Genomic DNA, 15730 nt, shown 5'->3' with positions numbered 1-15730 from the left:
TCCGTCAAAATTTTACCGTTTGATAAATTTTTAAACCTGAGTTACGCTTCCCTCACAGGCCGTTTACCAATAATGAGGGAACTTCAATGGAACGACTGGAAACTGGGATTCATGCCGGCCGGCTTTCGCCCGCCGAGTATGAGGCTAATTTTTCCGATCTTCATCCGCGCCTCGACAATCACGAGGCGCTGGTCGCCGCCGACCGCTGTTATTTCTGTTATGACGCGCCGTGCATGACGGCCTGTCCCACCTCGATCGACATTCCGCTGTTCATCCGCCAGATTTCGACCGGCAATCCGATCGGCTCGGCCAAGACGATCTTCGACCAGAACATCCTCGGCGGCATGTGCGCCCGCGTCTGTCCCACCGAAGAGCTGTGCGAACAGGCCTGTGTGCGCAACACGGCCGAAGAACGCCCTGTCGAGATCGGCCGCCTGCAGCGTTATGCGACCGATACCGCCATGCAGGCCGGCAGGCAGTTCTACGCCAGGGCCGAAGCATCAGGCAAGACGATCGCCGTCGTCGGCGCCGGACCGGCCGGCCTTGCCGCCGCCCATCGACTGGCCGTGAAAGGCCATTCCGTCGTCATCTATGATGCCAGGGAAAAATCCGGCGGCCTCAATGAATACGGCATCGCCACCTATAAGACGGTCGACGATTTCGCCCAGGCGGAAGTCGACTATGTGCTTTCGATCGGCGGCATCGAGGTTCGCCACGGCGCCCTTCTCGGCCGCGATTTTTCGCTTGCCGATCTGCAGGCGCAATATGACGCCGTCTTCCTCGGCATCGGCCTTGCCGGCGTTAATGCGCTGCGCATCGACGGCGAGAACCTCGCCGGCGTCGACGACGCCGTCGATTTCATCGCCGCACTGCGCCAAGCCGAAGACAAGAGCCAGATCGCCATCGGTCGCCGTGTCGTCGTCCTCGGCGGCGGCATGACGGCGATCGACGCTGCCGTCCAGGCCAAGCTGCTCGGCGCCGAGGAGGTGACGATCTGTTACCGCCGTGGCAAGGAGCACATGAACGCGTCGGAATATGAGCAGGATCTGGCAAGCTCCAAGGGTGTCATCATCCGCCACTGGCTGGCGCCGAAATCGATCCTTTCGCAGGACGGCAAGGTCGCCGCCATCGAGGTGGAATATACCAGGATCCTCGAAGGTCGCCTCATCGGCACCGGCGAAACCGGCGTGATCGCCGCCGACCAGATCTTCAAGGCGATCGGCCAGAGCTTTGATGCCTCCGGCCTCGGTTCGCTGCGCATGGAATCCGGCCGCATCGCCGTCGATGCCGAAGGCCACACCTCGCTCGACGGTGTCTGGGCCGGCGGCGACTGCGTCTTCGGCGGCGACGATCTCACGGTTTCCGCCGTCGCTCACGGCCGCGACGCGGCTGAATCCATCCATCGCACCCTCACCGCAGCAGCCGCTCCGGCTGTCGCGGTTGCCTGAAGGGGAGAATGAAAAATGGCTGATCTCCGCAATAATTTCGTCGGCATCAAGTCGCCTAACCCGTTCTGGCTGGCCTCCGCGCCGCCGACCGACAAGGCTTATAACGTCGAGCGCGCCTTCAAGGCCGGCTGGGGCGGTGTGGTCTGGAAGACGCTCGGCGAGGAAGGCCCGCCCGTCGTCAACGTCAACGGCCCGCGCTACGGCGCGATCTGGGGCGCCGACCGCCGCCTGCTGGGCCTCAACAATATCGAGCTCATCACCGACCGCGACCTCTACACCAATCTCAGGGAAATGAAACAGGTCAAGATGAACTGGCCTGATCGGGCGCTGATCGCCTCGATCATGGTGCCCTGCGAGGAACAGGCCTGGAAATCGATCCTGCCGCTCGTCGAAGAGACCGGCGCCGACGGCGTCGAACTCAATTTCGGCTGTCCGCACGGCATGTCGGAGCGCGGCATGGGCTCCGCCGTCGGCCAGGTGCCGGAATATATCGAGATGGTCGTGCGCTGGTGCAAGCAGTACACCCGCATGCCCATCATCACCAAGCTGACGCCGAATATCACCGATGTCCGCCGCCCCGCCCGCGCCGCCAAGGCCGGCGGCACCGATGCCGTCTCGCTGATCAACACGATCAATTCGATCGTCTCGGTCGATCTCGACAACTTCGCCCCAAACCCGACAGTAGGCGGCAAGGGCAGCCATGGCGGCTATTGCGGCCCGGCGGTCAAGCCGATCGCGCTGAACATGGTGGCCGAGATCGCCCGCGATCCCGAAACCTACGGCCTGCCGATCTCCGGCATCGGCGGCATCACCACCTGGCGGGACGCCGCCGAATTCCTCGTTCTCGGCGCCGGCAACGTCCAGGTCTGCACCGCGGCGATGACCTACGGTTTCAAGATCGTGCAGGAGATGATTTCCGGTCTTTCCGACTGGATGGACGAAAAAGGCCATCGCAGCCTCGACGATATCACCGGCCGCGCCGTACCTAACGTCACCGACTGGCAGTATCTGAACCTCAACTATATCGCCAAGGCGAAGATCGACCAGGACGCCTGCATCAAATGCGGCCGCTGCCACATCGCCTGCGAGGACACCTCCCACCAGGCGATCACCAACGTCGTCAACGGCCTGCGCCATTTCGAAGTGATCGAGGAGGAATGCGTCGGCTGCAATCTCTGCGTCAACGTCTGTCCGGTCGAGAACTGCATCACCATGGAGCCGCTTGCCGCCGGCACCCTCGACAAACGCACCGGCCGTACTGTCGACCCGAACTACGCCAACTGGACGACACACCCGAACAACCCGATGGCCCGCCAGGCGGCGGAGTGATCGGTCTGACACGCCGCGGAGAAAACCACTCCGCGGCGTTGCCCGGAGCCGGTAATAGAGTTAGGGGGTTCATGCTGCACGATCGCAGCGTGTAACCGCAGAGGAGGCAGCCATGGCTCGCAAACACCTCACCGACTTCAGCTTTTGAGGTCACGTCGAAACGACGTAAATCCTTCCCGTCCGAAGCCCGGGTCAAGACCGGCTCGCAGATCATTCATGGCGACGTTGAACTGATCGAAAAACTCGGCCGCAACGATCCCTGCCCCTGCGGTTCCAGGAGGCGGCTTCAAGAACTGCTGCCTACGATCCGGCCGCTTTGACGGCATCGAAAGGGATCACTATTTTTAGAGACCGCGATTGAACGTGGACGGCGCCCTCCATCGAAGGGCGCCGTCTATTGCCGCGTTCAGGTCGCGAAGTGAGACAGAAATGCAAGCGTGAGGTGGGTCAAAGACCGAACGACCGCCTGTAAGCGCTCGGGCTCGTCCCGAGCCGCTTGCGAAAATGATGCCGCATCGTCGCCAGCGTGCCGAAGCCGCTTGATATCGCGATGTCGTCGAGCGACACCGCAAGCTCTTTCTCGAGAAGGTCACGGGCATGGCGCAGCCGCTCCTTCAGCAGCCATTCGCCGACACTGAGACCCGTCGTCGCCTCGAACCGGCGCTGGAAGGTGCGCATGCTCATGCCCGCTCTTTTCGCAAGCAGGCTGATCGGCTGCTCCTTAGAAAGATTTCCACGCATCCATTCGATCAGCGGTCCCAAGCGAATGCCCTCACGCTCTTCAGGAACCGGCGCGCTGATGAACTGCGCCTGTCCGCCTTCGCGGTGCGGCGGCACGACAAGGCGGCGGGCGACGCTGTTTGCCGCCTCCGCGCCGAAATCGCCACGCACCACATGCAGGCAGAGATCAATGCCGGCAGCACTGCCCGCGGCCGTCAGCAGGCTGCCTTCATCGATGTAGAGAACGCCGGCATCGAGCGCAATATCGGGATAACGCGCGGCGATCGGAGCGACGTAGCGCCAATGCGTCGTCGCTTTGCGGTTGGCAAGCAGTCCGCATCCGGCCAGAACCGCAATGCCGGAGCAGAGCGACATGATGCGCGCGCCGCGCTGATGCGCTGCCCTCAGCGCTGCGGCGAGCGGCTCGGGCACCGGCGCATCTATCGCCCGCCAGCCTGGCACGACGATCAGATCCGCCTCATCAAGCACCTCCAGGCCATTGTTGACCCCGACCGTCAGCCCTCCTGCAGCGCGAAGCGGCCCGGGCTCGATGCCGCAGACAAGAAAACGATACCAGCCTTCGCCCATCTCCGGGCGCGGCAGGCCGAAGACCTCGTAGGCGATGCCGAATTCGAAGGTGCAGAGCCCGTCATAGGCAAGGGCTGCGACCAACGGTCCTGTCGTCTGCTGTGGTGAAAAGTTTGGCATGATCTTTACGCTGTCGGTCATGATGGCCAATTTCGCAAAGCTCTAGCATCGGCGATACCAGGCGGCAACTCCAACATGGAAAGGAAAGACCGATGCCAAGCCCCGTCGCCGAAATCCCTGCCGCCGAGCCTGATCTCGCAGCATCCCACTATGCCGCCAAGCTCGCCTTCGAAACCGATTGCTCGGATGTCCACGCCGCCTTTGCCGGCGCCAAAGTCGATTTCATTCTCCTCGACGTGCGCTCGCCGGCACTGTTTGCGCAGTCCCACCTGCCGGGAGCGGTCAACCTGCCGCACGGCAAGATGACCGCGCACCGCATGTCGGAATGGGCAAAGGACACCCTCTTCGTCGTCTATTGCGCCGGTCCCCATTGCAACGGCGCCGACAAGGCCGCTTTCCGCCTCGCCAGGTTGGGCCTCAAGGCCAAGCTGATGATCGGCGGCATGACCGGCTGGGCCGACGAGGGTTTCGCCTTCGAAAGCCAAGCCGTTGCCGCCGAATAGAAAACCGCTCCCCTCTGAGGGAAGGGAGCGCATTCTCAGAACTCGATGACGACCTTGCCGAACGGGCCGCGATAGAGATGATCGAGCGCCTGCGGCAATTCCTCGAAAGAATAGCGCCTGTCGATCGCGGGCTTCAGCCCGGTCTGATCGACAGCCCGCACCATATCCTCCAGCGCCCGGCGATGGCCGACGGTAATTCCCTGCACGACAGGCGCTTTGAGAAGCAATGGCGCCACGGGAGCCGACACTTCGAAACCTTCGAACACGCCGATCACCGAAATGCGGCCGTTGACCGCCACAGCCTTCAGCGCCTGGCCGAGATGCGGCCCGCCTACGATTTCGAGCACATGGTCGGCGCCATAATCGCCGGTCAGTTGATAGAGCTGCTCCACCCAGTTGCCCTCGTGCCGGTTGATCAGATGATCGGCGCCGAGGGCCGATGCACGTTCGAGCTTTTCGCCGCTGCCTGATGTGATGAAGACTTCGGCGCCATGCGCCTTGGCAATCTGCAGACCGAAGAGCGCTACACCGCCGGTCCCTTGGACCACCACCTTGTCGCCAGCCTTGAGCTTGCCGCATTCGACGAGCGCAAACCAAGCCGTCAGTCCAGCGCACGGCAATGTGCTTGCTTCGGCCGCATCGAGCGTTTTCGGTGCAAGCGAAAACCATTCCTCGGAAAGCACCGTGTGCTCGGAAAGTACACCAGGATAAAAGCCCCCGCGCGTCTGGTAAGGCGGGTTGCGGGCAGTACCAGGCCCGCGTCCGTCGATCCAATCCGGGGAAAAGGTGGAGATCACCCGATCGCCGGGTTTGAAGCGGGTGACCTCAGGCCCGACGGCATCGACCACGCCTGCCATGTCCGAGGCCGGCACGAAGGGGAATTGCAATGGCAGACCCATGCCGCTCTCAAGCACCAGCCTGTCGCGGAAATTGAGGGAGACGGCCTGCGTGCGCACCCGGATCATCGCGCCTGACACCTCGGGAATTCTACCCTCGCCGATCTTCAGATTGGCCAGCGGGCCGATGGCATCGGTCTGCCATTGTCTTGTCTTCTGCATTTTTATGCTCCTTCTCGATGGGCGGAGCAGCAGATATATCGTTGAATATTCCTCTCTAGTTGCGATATTAAATCGTCAGAATGGTGCCGTTTGGGAAACAAAGATGGAGCAGTTGAAGGGAATTTCGATTTTTGTCGAGACTGTCGAGGCTGGCGGTTTCTCTGCCGCCGCCGACCGGCTCCATCTCACCCGCTCGGCGGTCAGCAAGACGATTGCAAGGCTGGAAGAACGGCTCGGCGTCCGGCTCTTCAACCGCACGACCCGTGCCCAGAACCTGACTGACGAAGGCCGATTCTTCTACGAGCGCTGTCTGAGAGCGGTCGAGGAAATCCGCATCGGCGAGGCCCAGCTTGAATCGGGCAAGCGCGAAGTCCGCGGCCGTCTGCGCGTATCGATGCCGATGCTGTTTGGCCGCCATTGCGCCGCCCCGATCCTGGCCCGCCTGCTCGAAGACCATCCGGATCTCGAACTTGACCTCTCCTTCAGCGATCGCGTCGTCGATCTTCTGGAAGACGGTTTCGACCTCGCCGTTCGCAACGGCCCGCTGAAAGACAATCCCGACCTGATGGCGCGGGCGATCGCCCGACAGCCCATGACCGTCTGCGCTTCGCCCGCTTATCTGGAAAAATACGGGGTGCCGCAAACATTGGACGATATCGCCCATCACCAGGGCATCGTCTATCGCCGGGGTGATAACGACAAAGCTTGGACCTTTCCAGCTGTCGCGGGGCCTGCACGCGAAATTCTGCCGAAATCGCGACTGCGGCTCGACGATCTCGCCTCGATAGCCGACGCCGCTGTCGCAGGCCGAGGGCTTGCCTGGCTGACTTGCTGGCTGGTGCGCGACAGGGTCTTGTCGGGCGAACTTGTGCGGGTTCTGACCGATAGGCCGCCAAGCATCTTCGACGCCTATGCCGTCTGGCCGAGATCGCCCGTCATGCTGCCGAAGGTGCGCCTAGCCATCGATATGCTGGCGGCCGATCTACCGCGCCTGATGGGCTGACGTCCGGCTGCGCCTTTTCAACATTCGAAGGAGGCGAACAACGAGCTGCGAAGAAGAGGGGAAGCCCATGTTTTTCTATGGGTTTGTCTGGAAATACAGCGATGCTGCAATATATCGCCAATTTGCCATCCGGCATGAACGGCATCCTATGCCATATTCCTTAGAACACGGTCCGCATGTCACTTCGCAGCGTACTCCGCGCACAAACAGCAGATTGCCACGCCGAGGTAGACAGGCTTTTCGGCACGTTCGATCTCTCCCATAGACAGCAATACAGGACATTCCTTCGCGCCCATGCCCGGATCGTGCCGGCCACCGAAGATGCCCTTGAGGATGCGGGGATCATCGGCCTGCTGCCCGACTGGCCGGAACGACGGCGCACGCAGCTGCTGTTGGCCGATATCCGGAAACTCGGCGATCCGTTGCCCCCGCTCCTTCCGCCGCCGGCATTGCACGGCGAGGCAGCGCTCTGGGGCGCCCTCTACGTGCTCGAAGGCTCCAAGCTCGGGGGCGCCCTGCTTGCCAAATCCGTGCCCGACCACCTGCCCGGCAGCTACCTCACACCGCAAGGTCCGAAGGGCGCCACGAGGATCTTCATGGATCGTCTCGATGCCAGCGGCATAGACGATCCCGCGGCCGCCATTTCCGCTGCCCGCGATGTTTTCGGCCTCTTTTTCAAAGCCGGGCAACTCGAACTGGAATCCGTCCCATGAGCGGCACGTTTGAACCGGTCGACCTCACCAACTGCGACCGCGAGCCGATCCATCAGCTCGGCGCGGTTCAGCCCTTCGGCTTTCTGCTGGCGATATCCTCGGACTGGATTGTCACGCGCGCCTCGGCAAATCTGGCGGAGTTCCTCGGAATTACCCAGGCCGACGCGCTCGGTCGTCCTGTCACCTCGCTGATCACGCCAGAGTCGCTCCACACAATCCGCAACAAGCTGACCACGCTGCGCGGTTCCGACGTCGTCGAGCGCATTTTCGGGATCGCCCTGACATCCGCTCATGACAGGTTCGATCTTGCCGTGCACATGAGTGACAGCGGGGTCATCATCGAAGGCGAGCGCTGTCAGGAAGACAGGCACGACGCCCCCTCCCTTTCCATGCGCAGCATGATGTCCCGTCTCGACCACACGGAAACGATGGAGGCTTTCTTTCGCGACGGGGCAAGACAGGCGCGCGCCCTGACCGGCTTCGATCGGGTCATGGTCTATCGCTTCGACGACAGCGGCTCCGGCGAAGTCGTGGCCGAAGCCGCCCGGGCCGGCATCGGTTCGTTCCTCGGACTGCACTATCCGGCATCCGACATTCCGGTGCAGGCGCGGGCGCTCTATCTGCGCAACCTGTTCCGCATCATTGCCGATGTCGACGCCGCTCCGGTCCCGATCCTGCCGCAACTCAACGAGAACGGACAGCCGCTCGATCTCTCTATGTCGGTATTGCGTTCGGTCTCGCCGATCCACATCGAATATTTGAAAAACATGGGCGTCGGCGCCTCGCTCTCCATATCGATCGTCGTTGACGGTAGGCTCTGGGGCCTGTTTGCCTGCCATCATTACGGTCCGCGCCTGCCCTCGGCCCAAAGCCGCTCGACCGCCGAACTGTTCGGCCAGATGTTTGCGTCGCGACTTGAAAGCCGCGAACGGCGGCTGGCGCTTGACTATGAGACCAAGGCACGCCGGATCGCCGACCGGCTTCTTACCTCCGTGGCCGACAATGCCAGCTTGCTCGACGATCCGGCCTGGCTGATCGAAGCGCTTGCCGACGCCATTCCTGCCGACGGCATCGGCGTCTGGATCAACGGCCGGCTGGCGCTTGCCGGCATCGGGCCGAATGAGAAAAGCTTCGCGGCCCTTGTCCGCCATCTCAACCGCAATGCCGCCGGCCGCATCTATTCCGTCGACAGGCTCGCCGAAACCTATCCAGATCTCGACCTCGACGAAGCGGTGGCAGGCATGCTCGCCATCCCGATCTCGCGCTCGCCGCGCGACTATGTCGTGCTTTTCCGCCAGGAGCTGGTGCGCACCGTCCGCTGGGGCGGCGACCCGCATAAGCCGGTGGAGTATGGTCCCAATGGCCCGCGCCTGACGCCGCGCAAGAGTTTCGAAGCCTGGTCGGAACTGGTGCGCGGCCGCTCCCTGCCTTTCACGGAGGCCGAGCGCCGGGTCGCCGAAACGATCCGCATCACGCTGATCGAAGTGGTGTTGCGCCTCACCGACGAGGCCAGCATGGCGCGCCAAGCCGCCAACGAGCGCCAGGAACTGCTGATCGCCGAACTGAACCATCGTGTCCGCAACATACTGAGCCTCATTACCGGCATCATTCGGCAATCGCAGGCGACGTCGGTCAGCGTTGGCGATTACATCCGCCAGATCGAGGGCCGCGTCCAGTCGCTCGCCCGCGCTCATGACCAGATCACCCGCGATCATTGGGCGCCGGCTTCGCTGCGGCAATTGCTGCTGGCCGAAACGGCCGCCTATCTCGGCAAGAACGCCCAACGTATTCAGTTGAGCGGAACGGACGTGCTGCTGGAACCGCAGGCCTTCTCCACTGCAGCCCTTGTTTTCCATGAACTGATGACCAACAGCGCCAAATATGGCAGCCTTTCCGGCACCGGCAGCGGCACCGTCCAACTCGGTTGGCACCGCGACGACGAAGGCAATCTGCACATTACCTGGCGGGAAAAGAACGGTCCGCCGGTCGTCGAACCCAAACGCCACGGTTTCGGTTCGACGATCATCCGCCGCTCGATTCCCTATGACCTCGGCGGCAAGGCGGAAGTTCGCTACAACAGAAATGGGGTCGAAGCAGATTTCTCTATTCCGGCCCGATATGTTGTCACAGCGACGAGCGAACGGTCAGATCCGGCTGCGACCGGCGCGGCCGATCATAAGACGATTGCCGGCGATCATCGACCGCTCTCCGGCCTGAACGTCCTGCTGGTGGAAAACAACCTGATCATTGCCATGGATGGAGAGGACATCCTGCGCCGCCTCCGCGCCGACGTGGCAACGGCGCCCAGTGTCGCCGAGGCGATGGAGATCCTGGCCGGCCAGTCCTTTGACCTGGCGCTTCTCGACGTCAATCTCGGCGATGAGACGAGTTTCGGAATAGCCGACCGACTGGCAGCTGAAGGCGTGCCCTTCGCTTTTGCCACAGGCTATGGGGAAGGCATTGCCCAGGCAAACAGCCACTCGGACGCGCCCGTGCTGCAGAAGCCCTATACGATGGACGGTGTGACAGACACCCTCGCCCGTCTGCCGCTTCTGAAAAAGCAATAAACGTCAACTCTCGGAGCGATCCGGGCGGAGCCCGCCGATGAAGAGCTGTTCCAGAAACCGCGCAGCATCCTCGAAGCGCCCCTCTCCGGAATGCTCCTGTCCGAGCACGGCACGCACCTGGACGTCGAAATCCGCGTAATGCTGCGTCGTCGACCAGATGGAGAAGATCAGGTGGTAGGGATCACATTTGGCGATCTTGCCTGATTTCGTCCAGGCGCGGATGACCTCCGCCTTCTCGTCGACCAGTTCCTTCAGCGGCCCCTTCAGCTCGTCCTCGATATGCGGAGCGCCCTGCAGCACCTCATTGGCGAAGAGCCGGCTTTCACGCGGAAAATCGCGGGCCATCTCCAGCTTGCGTCTGATATAGCTGCGGATTTCCTCTTCCGGATTGCCTTCGGCGTCGAAGGCGCGCAGCGGCTCCAGCCAGGTGTAGAGCACGCGATCGATCAGCGCCCGGTGCATCGCTTCCTTGGTGCGAAAATAATAGAGCAGGTTGGGTTTCGACATGCCGGCCACTTCGGCGATCTGGTCAATGGTCGAGCCGCGAAAGCCGCTTGCCGAAAACACGTCGAGCGCCGCCTCCAGGATCTGCTCTTCCTTCTCCTCCTGAATTCGCGTCCGCCTCAGGGTTTTCGCTGCTCTCGGTATGGTCACAGGCTGTCGTTTCCCCTTGAAATTCAACTTCTTCGCTCAAGTTTTAGCAGGAGGAACCCCTGCCGCTTTCTTGAGCAACTGCCCGTATTTTTATCGGCAATTTTCGTGATTTTCGTCTTGAGCCCGGCGGTGGAAGTTGTAATGTTTACCAATCGGTCAAATTATCCGCCAGATGAAAAACAAAGGCAACTGGCGATTTTCCGGCGCTCGACAAAACCAATAAGAGGCGTTGGAATAGACCACGGGAACAGGCGGGCATGCCACTTCACATGGCTGCCGCAAACAGGTGAGGGCTTGAAGAATGGTGGCAGCACCAGGCGAGAACATGCGCGTCAATGGCGACCGTCTCTGGGACAGTCTCATGGACATGGCGAAGATCGGCCCCGGCATTGCCGGCGGCAACAATCGTCAGACGCTGACGGATTCGGATGCCGAGGGCCGAAGCCTTTTCAAGACATGGTGCGACGACGCGGGCCTCGCCATGGGCATCGACCAGATGGGCACGATGTTCGCTACCCGCCCCGGCACTGATCCCGATGCCCTGCCCGTCTATGTCGGTTCGCATCTCGACACCCAGCCGACCGGCGGCAAATATGACGGCGTGCTCGGCGTGCTGGCTGCCCTCGAAGTCGTGCGCACCATGAACGATCTCGGCATCAAGACCAAACATCCCATTGTCGTCACCAACTGGACGAACGAGGAAGGCGCGCGTTTTGCCCCTGCCATGCTGGCCTCAGGCGTCTTCGCAGGCGTGCACAGCCTGGACTTTGCCTATAATCGCAAGGATCCCGAGGGCAATCTCTTCGGCGACGAACTGAAACGCATCGGCTGGCTCGGTGACGAAGAGGTCGGTGCCCGCAAGATGCACGCCTATTTCGAATATCACATCGAGCAAGGCCCGATCCTTGAGGCCGAAGACAAGCAGATAGGCGTCGTCACTCACTGTCAGGGCCTGTGGTGGCTGGAATTCACGCTAACCGGCAAGGAAGCCCATACCGGCTCGACGCCGATGAACATGCGCGTCAATGCCGGTCTTGCCATGTCGCGCATCCTGGAAATGGTTCAAGGCGTGGCGATGGGCGAGCAGCCGGGCGCCGTCGGCGGTGTCGGCCAGATGTTCTTTTCGCCGAACTCCCGCAACGTGCTGCCCGGCAAGGTCGTCTTCACCGTCGACATCCGCTCGCCCGACAAGGCCAAGCTCGACCGCATGCGGGCAAAGATCGAGGCCGAAGCGCCTGGCATCTGCGATGCGCTGGGTGTCGGCTGTTCCGTCGAGGCGATCGGCCATTTCGCGCCTGTTACCTTCGACGAAAAGCTCGTCACCGCAGTTCGCTCCGCCGCCGAACGCCTCGGCTACACCCACATGAACCTCATCTCCGGCGCCGGCCACGACGCCTGCTGGGCCGCCAAGGTCGCGCCTGCGACCATGGTCATGTGCCCCTGCGTCGGCGGCCTCTCGCACAATGAAGCGGAAGAGATTTCCAAGGAATGGGCGACGGCGGGCGCCGACGTGCTGTTCCATGCGGTCGTGGAGACGGCGGAGATCGTGGTGTGATGTCTAACGTCGCGCCCGGAGCCCCCTCATCCGCCCTTCGGGCACCTTCTCCCCGAGGGGAGAAGGGGGAAGCCGCAACGTCAGCCGCTCCCCTCTCCCCAGCGGGGAGACGGTGGCCCGAAGGGTCGGATGAGGGGGCTCCGGGCGCGACTAGAATTATCAAACAGGATATCCGTAAACATCGCCCAGCGAATACCGGACAAGCCCGCCAGCTTCGCCGCAACGAAACCGAAGAGGAATACCACCTCTGGGGTGACTTACGCGCACGACGCCTGAACCGCTACAAATTCGCGCGACAAGTTCCGGTCGGCCCCTTCATCGTCGATTTCCTCTGTCGCGAAGAGCGGATGATTGTAGAAGTCGATGGCTTCCAGGATGCCGAGAGCGCGACCGATCAACGCCGAACGGAATGGCTCAATACCAATGGTTATTCCGTGCTGCGCTTCTGGAATCAGGAAATCTCGCGTGAGCGGCGCTGGGTCCTGGAAACAATCCTGGCAGCACTGCAGGGCCGACTCGAACTCAAGCTCCGAATTGCCGAACTTCTATTTCGCCAGCCGCTTCACAGATCAAGGATAGGGAACGATCATGACAACAGTCATCAAAAACGGCACCATCGTCACGGCCGACCTCACCTACAAGGCTGACGTCAAGATCGACGGTGGCAAGATCGTCGAGATCGGTCCGAACCTCTCGGGCGACGAGACGCTCGACGCCTCCGGCTGTTATGTCATGCCGGGTGGCATCGATCCGCACACCCATCTCGAAATGCCCTTCATGGGCACCTATTCCTCCGACGATTTCGAGAGCGGTACGCGCGCGGCGCTTTCCGGCGGCACGACCATGGTGGTCGATTTCGCCCTACCCGCTCCCGGCCAGTCGCTGCTGGAAGCGCTGACCATGTGGGACAACAAGTCGACGCGGGCCAATTGCGATTATTCCTTCCACATGGCGGTCACCTGGTGGAGCGAGCAGGTCTTCAAGGAGATGGAGACCATCGTCCGCGACAAGGGCATCAACACCTTCAAGCACTTCATGGCTTACAAGGGCGCGCTGATGGTCGACGACGACGAGATGTTCGCCTCGTTCCAGCGCTGCGCCGAACTCGGGGCGCTGCCGCTGGTGCATGCCGAAAACGGCGACGTCGTCGCCTCGATGTCGGCAAAGCTGCTTGCCGAGGGCAACAACGGCCCCGAAGCGCATGCCTATTCCCGCCCCGCCGAGGTGGAGGGCGAGGCCACCAACCGCGCCATCATGATCGCCGACATGGCCGGCTGCCCGGTCTATATCGTCCATACCTCCTGCGAGCAGGCGCATGAAGCGATCCGCCGTGCTCGCGCCAAGGGCATGCGTGTCTACGGCGAACCGCTGATCCAGCACCTGACGCTCGACGAGAGCGAATATTCCAATCCAGACTGGGACCACGCCGCCCGCCGCGTCATGTCGCCGCCCTTCCGCAACAAGCAGCACCAGGACTCACTCTGGGCCGGGCTTGCCTCCGGCTCGCTGCAGGTGGTCGCCACCGATCACTGCGCCTTCACCACGGCGCAGAAGCGTTTCGGCGTCGGTGATTTCACCAAGATCCCGAACGGCACTGGTGGCCTTGAAGACCGCATGCCGATGCTTTGGACCCGCGGCGTCAACACCGGCCGGCTGACGATGAACGAGTTCGTCGCCGTCACCTCGACCAACATCGCCAAGATCCTCAACATCTACCCGAAGAAAGGCGCGATCCTCGTCGGCGCCGATGCCGATATCGTCGTCTGGGATCCGAAGCGATCGAAGACCATCTCGTCCAAGAGCCAGCAGTCGGCGATCGACTACAACGTCTTCGAAGGCAAGGAAGTGACCGGCCTGCCGCGCTACACGCTGACGCGCGGCGTCGTCGCGATCGAGGAAAGCACCATCAAGACCCAGGAGGGCCATGGTGAATTCGTCCGGCGCGAACCGGTGACGGCCGTCAGCAAGGCACTCTCCACCTGGAAGGAGATCACCGCCCCCCGCAAGGTGACGCGCAGCGGCATTCCTGCGACCGGCGTGTGACGATGCTCCATGACCAAACCGCCATCAACCGGAGAACGGCGCCTTCATGTCGATGACCTCATGCCGGCACCAGCGCATCCAACTCCGGCAGCAGCACGACGCTTTCCTGCTCGTTCGGATCGGTGCGGGCGATGATCGCCGTGCACGGCGTGCTGCTGAGGTTTGCCGGCATATGCGGCACGCCGGCCGGGATGTAGAAGAGTTCGCCGGCATGGACGATAACGTGCTGCTCGAGCCGGTCTCCGTACCAGGTATGAGCCTCGCCGGAGAGCATGTAGATCGCCGTCTCATGCGCCTCGTGCAGATGCGCCTTGGCGCGCACGCCGGGCGGGATCGTCAGCAGGTGCATGCAGATGCCCTTGGCGCCCACCGTCTCGGCCGCGATCCCTTGGAAATAGCTGAGCCCCTGCTTGCCGTCATAGGCATGGTTGGGCCGAACGATGTGGCAGGTGGGTTTTGATGTCGCGTCCATTCTCTTCCTCCATAAAATGTGCCGCCGGCATGGCCTGCGGCGATGGTAACATGCAAACCGCCTCCCCGCGGCGAAAACAAGAACGGTCGCATTGATGCAAGCACCCTCCGTCGTATCCGCCAAGGATCTCTGTCTCACCTACCAGGCGAATGACGGCCCGGTGCGGGCTCTCAGCGATGTCAATCTCGATGTCCGCAAGGGCGATTTCGTCTCTTTCATCGGCCCCTCCGGCTGCGGCAAGACCACCTTCCTGCGTGTCATCGCCGATCTCGAAAAGAGCACTTCGGGCGAGATTTCGATCAACGGCATGACGCCGGAAGAAGCCCGCAAGGCCCGCGCCTACGGCTACGTCTTCCAGGCACCGGCGCTCTATCCCTGGCGCACCATCGAAAACAATATCGCCCTGCCGTTGGAGATCATGGGTTATTCCGGCGCCGACCGGACGAGGCGCATCGCTGAGGCGCTCGATCTTGTCAGCCTCACCGGCTTCGAGAAGAAATTTCCCTGGCAGCTTTCCGGCGGCATGCAGCAACGCGCCTCGATCGCCCGCGCGCTGGCCTTCGACGCCGACCTGTTGCTGATGGACGAGCCCTTCGGCGCGCTCGACGAGATCGTCCGCGACCATCTCAACGAAGAACTCCTGAAACTCTGGGCCCGCACCAACAAGACCATCTGTTTCGTCACCCATTCCATCCCCGAGGCGGTCTACCTCTCGACCAAGATTGTGGTGATGTCGCCGCGCCCCGGCCGCGTGACCGACGTAATCGACTCGACGCTGCCGGCCGAGCGCCCGCTCGATATCCGTGACACCCCGGAATTCCTGGAGATCGCCCATCGTGTCCGCGAAGGGTTGAGGACGGGGCATAGCCATGAGGTTTAGGCGGTTGAGTTCGAGGCTTACCCTCCTCTGCCCTGCCGGGCATCTCCCTCACAAAGGGGGAGATCGGCAAGAGGATA

General features: G+C 62.1%; 15 protein-coding genes. 11 read left to right on the top strand and 4 right to left on the bottom strand.

What is annotated here, in order from left to right; all coding sequences use genetic code 11:
- The first annotated feature begins 86 nt into the window (after positions 1-86).
- From MF410_RS01750 to MF410_RS36560, 3 genes are all read left to right on the top strand, one after another.
- Entirely contained in the window at positions 87-1448 is a 1362-nt protein-coding gene (locus MF410_RS01750) for an NAD(P)-dependent oxidoreductase (RefSeq protein WP_097629089.1), read from the top strand.
- A gap of 15 nt (positions 1449-1463) precedes the next feature.
- Complete coding sequence (gene preA, locus MF410_RS01745; protein WP_097629090.1) at positions 1464-2777, top strand: NAD-dependent dihydropyrimidine dehydrogenase subunit PreA; 1314 nt, start codon at positions 1464-1466, stop codon at positions 2775-2777.
- Between the two features lie 209 nt (positions 2778-2986).
- Positions 2987-3097 (top strand): SEC-C metal-binding domain-containing protein, encoded by a 111-nt coding sequence (locus MF410_RS36560; protein WP_312865334.1) that lies wholly within the window; start codon positions 2987-2989, stop codon positions 3095-3097.
- Positions 3098-3224: 127 nt separating this feature from the next.
- On the opposite strand, the gene ftrA is transcribed toward MF410_RS36560, so the two are convergent.
- A complete protein-coding gene (ftrA, locus tag MF410_RS01740; protein ID WP_097629091.1) occupies positions 3225-4226 on the bottom strand; it encodes a transcriptional regulator FtrA in 1002 nt (333 codons plus the stop codon).
- 71 nt (positions 4227-4297) lie between these two features.
- Between ftrA and MF410_RS01735 the strand changes: the two genes are divergently transcribed.
- On the top strand, positions 4298-4708 hold the full coding sequence (locus MF410_RS01735; RefSeq protein WP_097629092.1) for a rhodanese-like domain-containing protein: 411 nt from the start codon (positions 4298-4300) through the stop codon (positions 4706-4708).
- A 35-nt stretch (positions 4709-4743) separates the two neighbouring features.
- Here the strand turns inward: MF410_RS01735 and MF410_RS01730 are convergent, their stop codons facing one another.
- Positions 4744-5766: an NAD(P)-dependent alcohol dehydrogenase gene (locus MF410_RS01730; protein ID WP_097629093.1), complete on the bottom strand. Its 1023-nt coding sequence runs from the start codon at positions 5764-5766 to the stop codon at positions 4744-4746.
- A gap of 103 nt (positions 5767-5869) precedes the next feature.
- Between MF410_RS01730 and MF410_RS01725 the strand changes: the two genes are divergently transcribed.
- The 3 genes from MF410_RS01725 (at position 5870) to MF410_RS01715 (ending at position 10049) form a co-directional block, all read left to right on the top strand.
- Positions 5870-6769 carry a LysR family transcriptional regulator gene (locus MF410_RS01725; RefSeq protein ID WP_097629094.1) on the top strand — a complete coding sequence of 300 codons (900 nt, stop codon included), beginning with the start codon at positions 5870-5872 and terminating at the stop codon, positions 6767-6769.
- Between the two features lie 176 nt (positions 6770-6945).
- Positions 6946-7482: a biliverdin-producing heme oxygenase gene (locus tag MF410_RS01720; RefSeq protein WP_097629095.1), complete on the top strand. Its 537-nt coding sequence runs from the start codon at positions 6946-6948 to the stop codon at positions 7480-7482.
- Complete coding sequence (locus MF410_RS01715) at positions 7479-10049, top strand: HWE histidine kinase domain-containing protein (RefSeq protein WP_239620104.1); 2571 nt, start codon at positions 7479-7481, stop codon at positions 10047-10049. Before MF410_RS01720 ends, MF410_RS01715 begins: the two co-directional genes overlap by 4 nt.
- A gap of 3 nt (positions 10050-10052) precedes the next feature.
- On the opposite strand, the gene MF410_RS01710 is transcribed toward MF410_RS01715, so the two are convergent.
- Positions 10053-10730, bottom strand: coding sequence for a TetR family transcriptional regulator C-terminal domain-containing protein (locus MF410_RS01710; protein WP_003590606.1), 678 nt, complete (start codon positions 10728-10730; stop codon positions 10053-10055).
- 274 nt (positions 10731-11004) lie between these two features.
- Here MF410_RS01710 and MF410_RS01705 point away from each other — a divergent pair, with 274 nt between their 5' ends.
- The 3 genes from MF410_RS01705 (at position 11005) to hydA (ending at position 14301) form a co-directional block, all read left to right on the top strand.
- Positions 11005-12258 carry a Zn-dependent hydrolase gene (locus MF410_RS01705; protein ID WP_097629097.1) on the top strand — a complete coding sequence of 418 codons (1254 nt, stop codon included), beginning with the start codon at positions 11005-11007 and terminating at the stop codon, positions 12256-12258.
- A 155-nt stretch (positions 12259-12413) separates the two neighbouring features.
- A complete protein-coding gene (locus MF410_RS01700) occupies positions 12414-12905 on the top strand; it encodes a DUF559 domain-containing protein (protein WP_239620402.1) in 492 nt (163 codons plus the stop codon).
- Positions 12847-14301 carry a dihydropyrimidinase gene (gene hydA / locus MF410_RS01695; protein ID WP_097629099.1) on the top strand — a complete coding sequence of 485 codons (1455 nt, stop codon included), beginning with the start codon at positions 12847-12849 and terminating at the stop codon, positions 14299-14301. Before MF410_RS01700 ends, hydA begins: the two co-directional genes overlap by 59 nt.
- A 58-nt stretch (positions 14302-14359) precedes the next feature.
- Here hydA and MF410_RS01690 read toward each other — a convergent pair whose 3' ends face one another.
- Entirely contained in the window at positions 14360-14773 is a 414-nt protein-coding gene (locus MF410_RS01690) for a cupin domain-containing protein (protein ID WP_012558715.1), read from the bottom strand.
- A 94-nt stretch (positions 14774-14867) separates the two neighbouring features.
- Here MF410_RS01690 and MF410_RS01685 point away from each other — a divergent pair, with 94 nt between their 5' ends.
- Positions 14868-15653: an ABC transporter ATP-binding protein gene (locus MF410_RS01685; protein ID WP_097629100.1), complete on the top strand. Its 786-nt coding sequence runs from the start codon at positions 14868-14870 to the stop codon at positions 15651-15653.
- The last annotated feature ends 77 nt before the right edge of the window (positions 15654-15730 follow it).

The sequence above is a fragment of the Rhizobium sp. C104 genome (assembly GCF_022354505.1).
In the GTDB taxonomy this organism is placed as follows: domain Bacteria; phylum Pseudomonadota; class Alphaproteobacteria; order Rhizobiales; family Rhizobiaceae; genus Rhizobium; species Rhizobium redzepovicii.
Note: the sequence above shows the minus strand (reverse complement) of the source record. Positions and strands in the feature narration are given on the sequence as shown.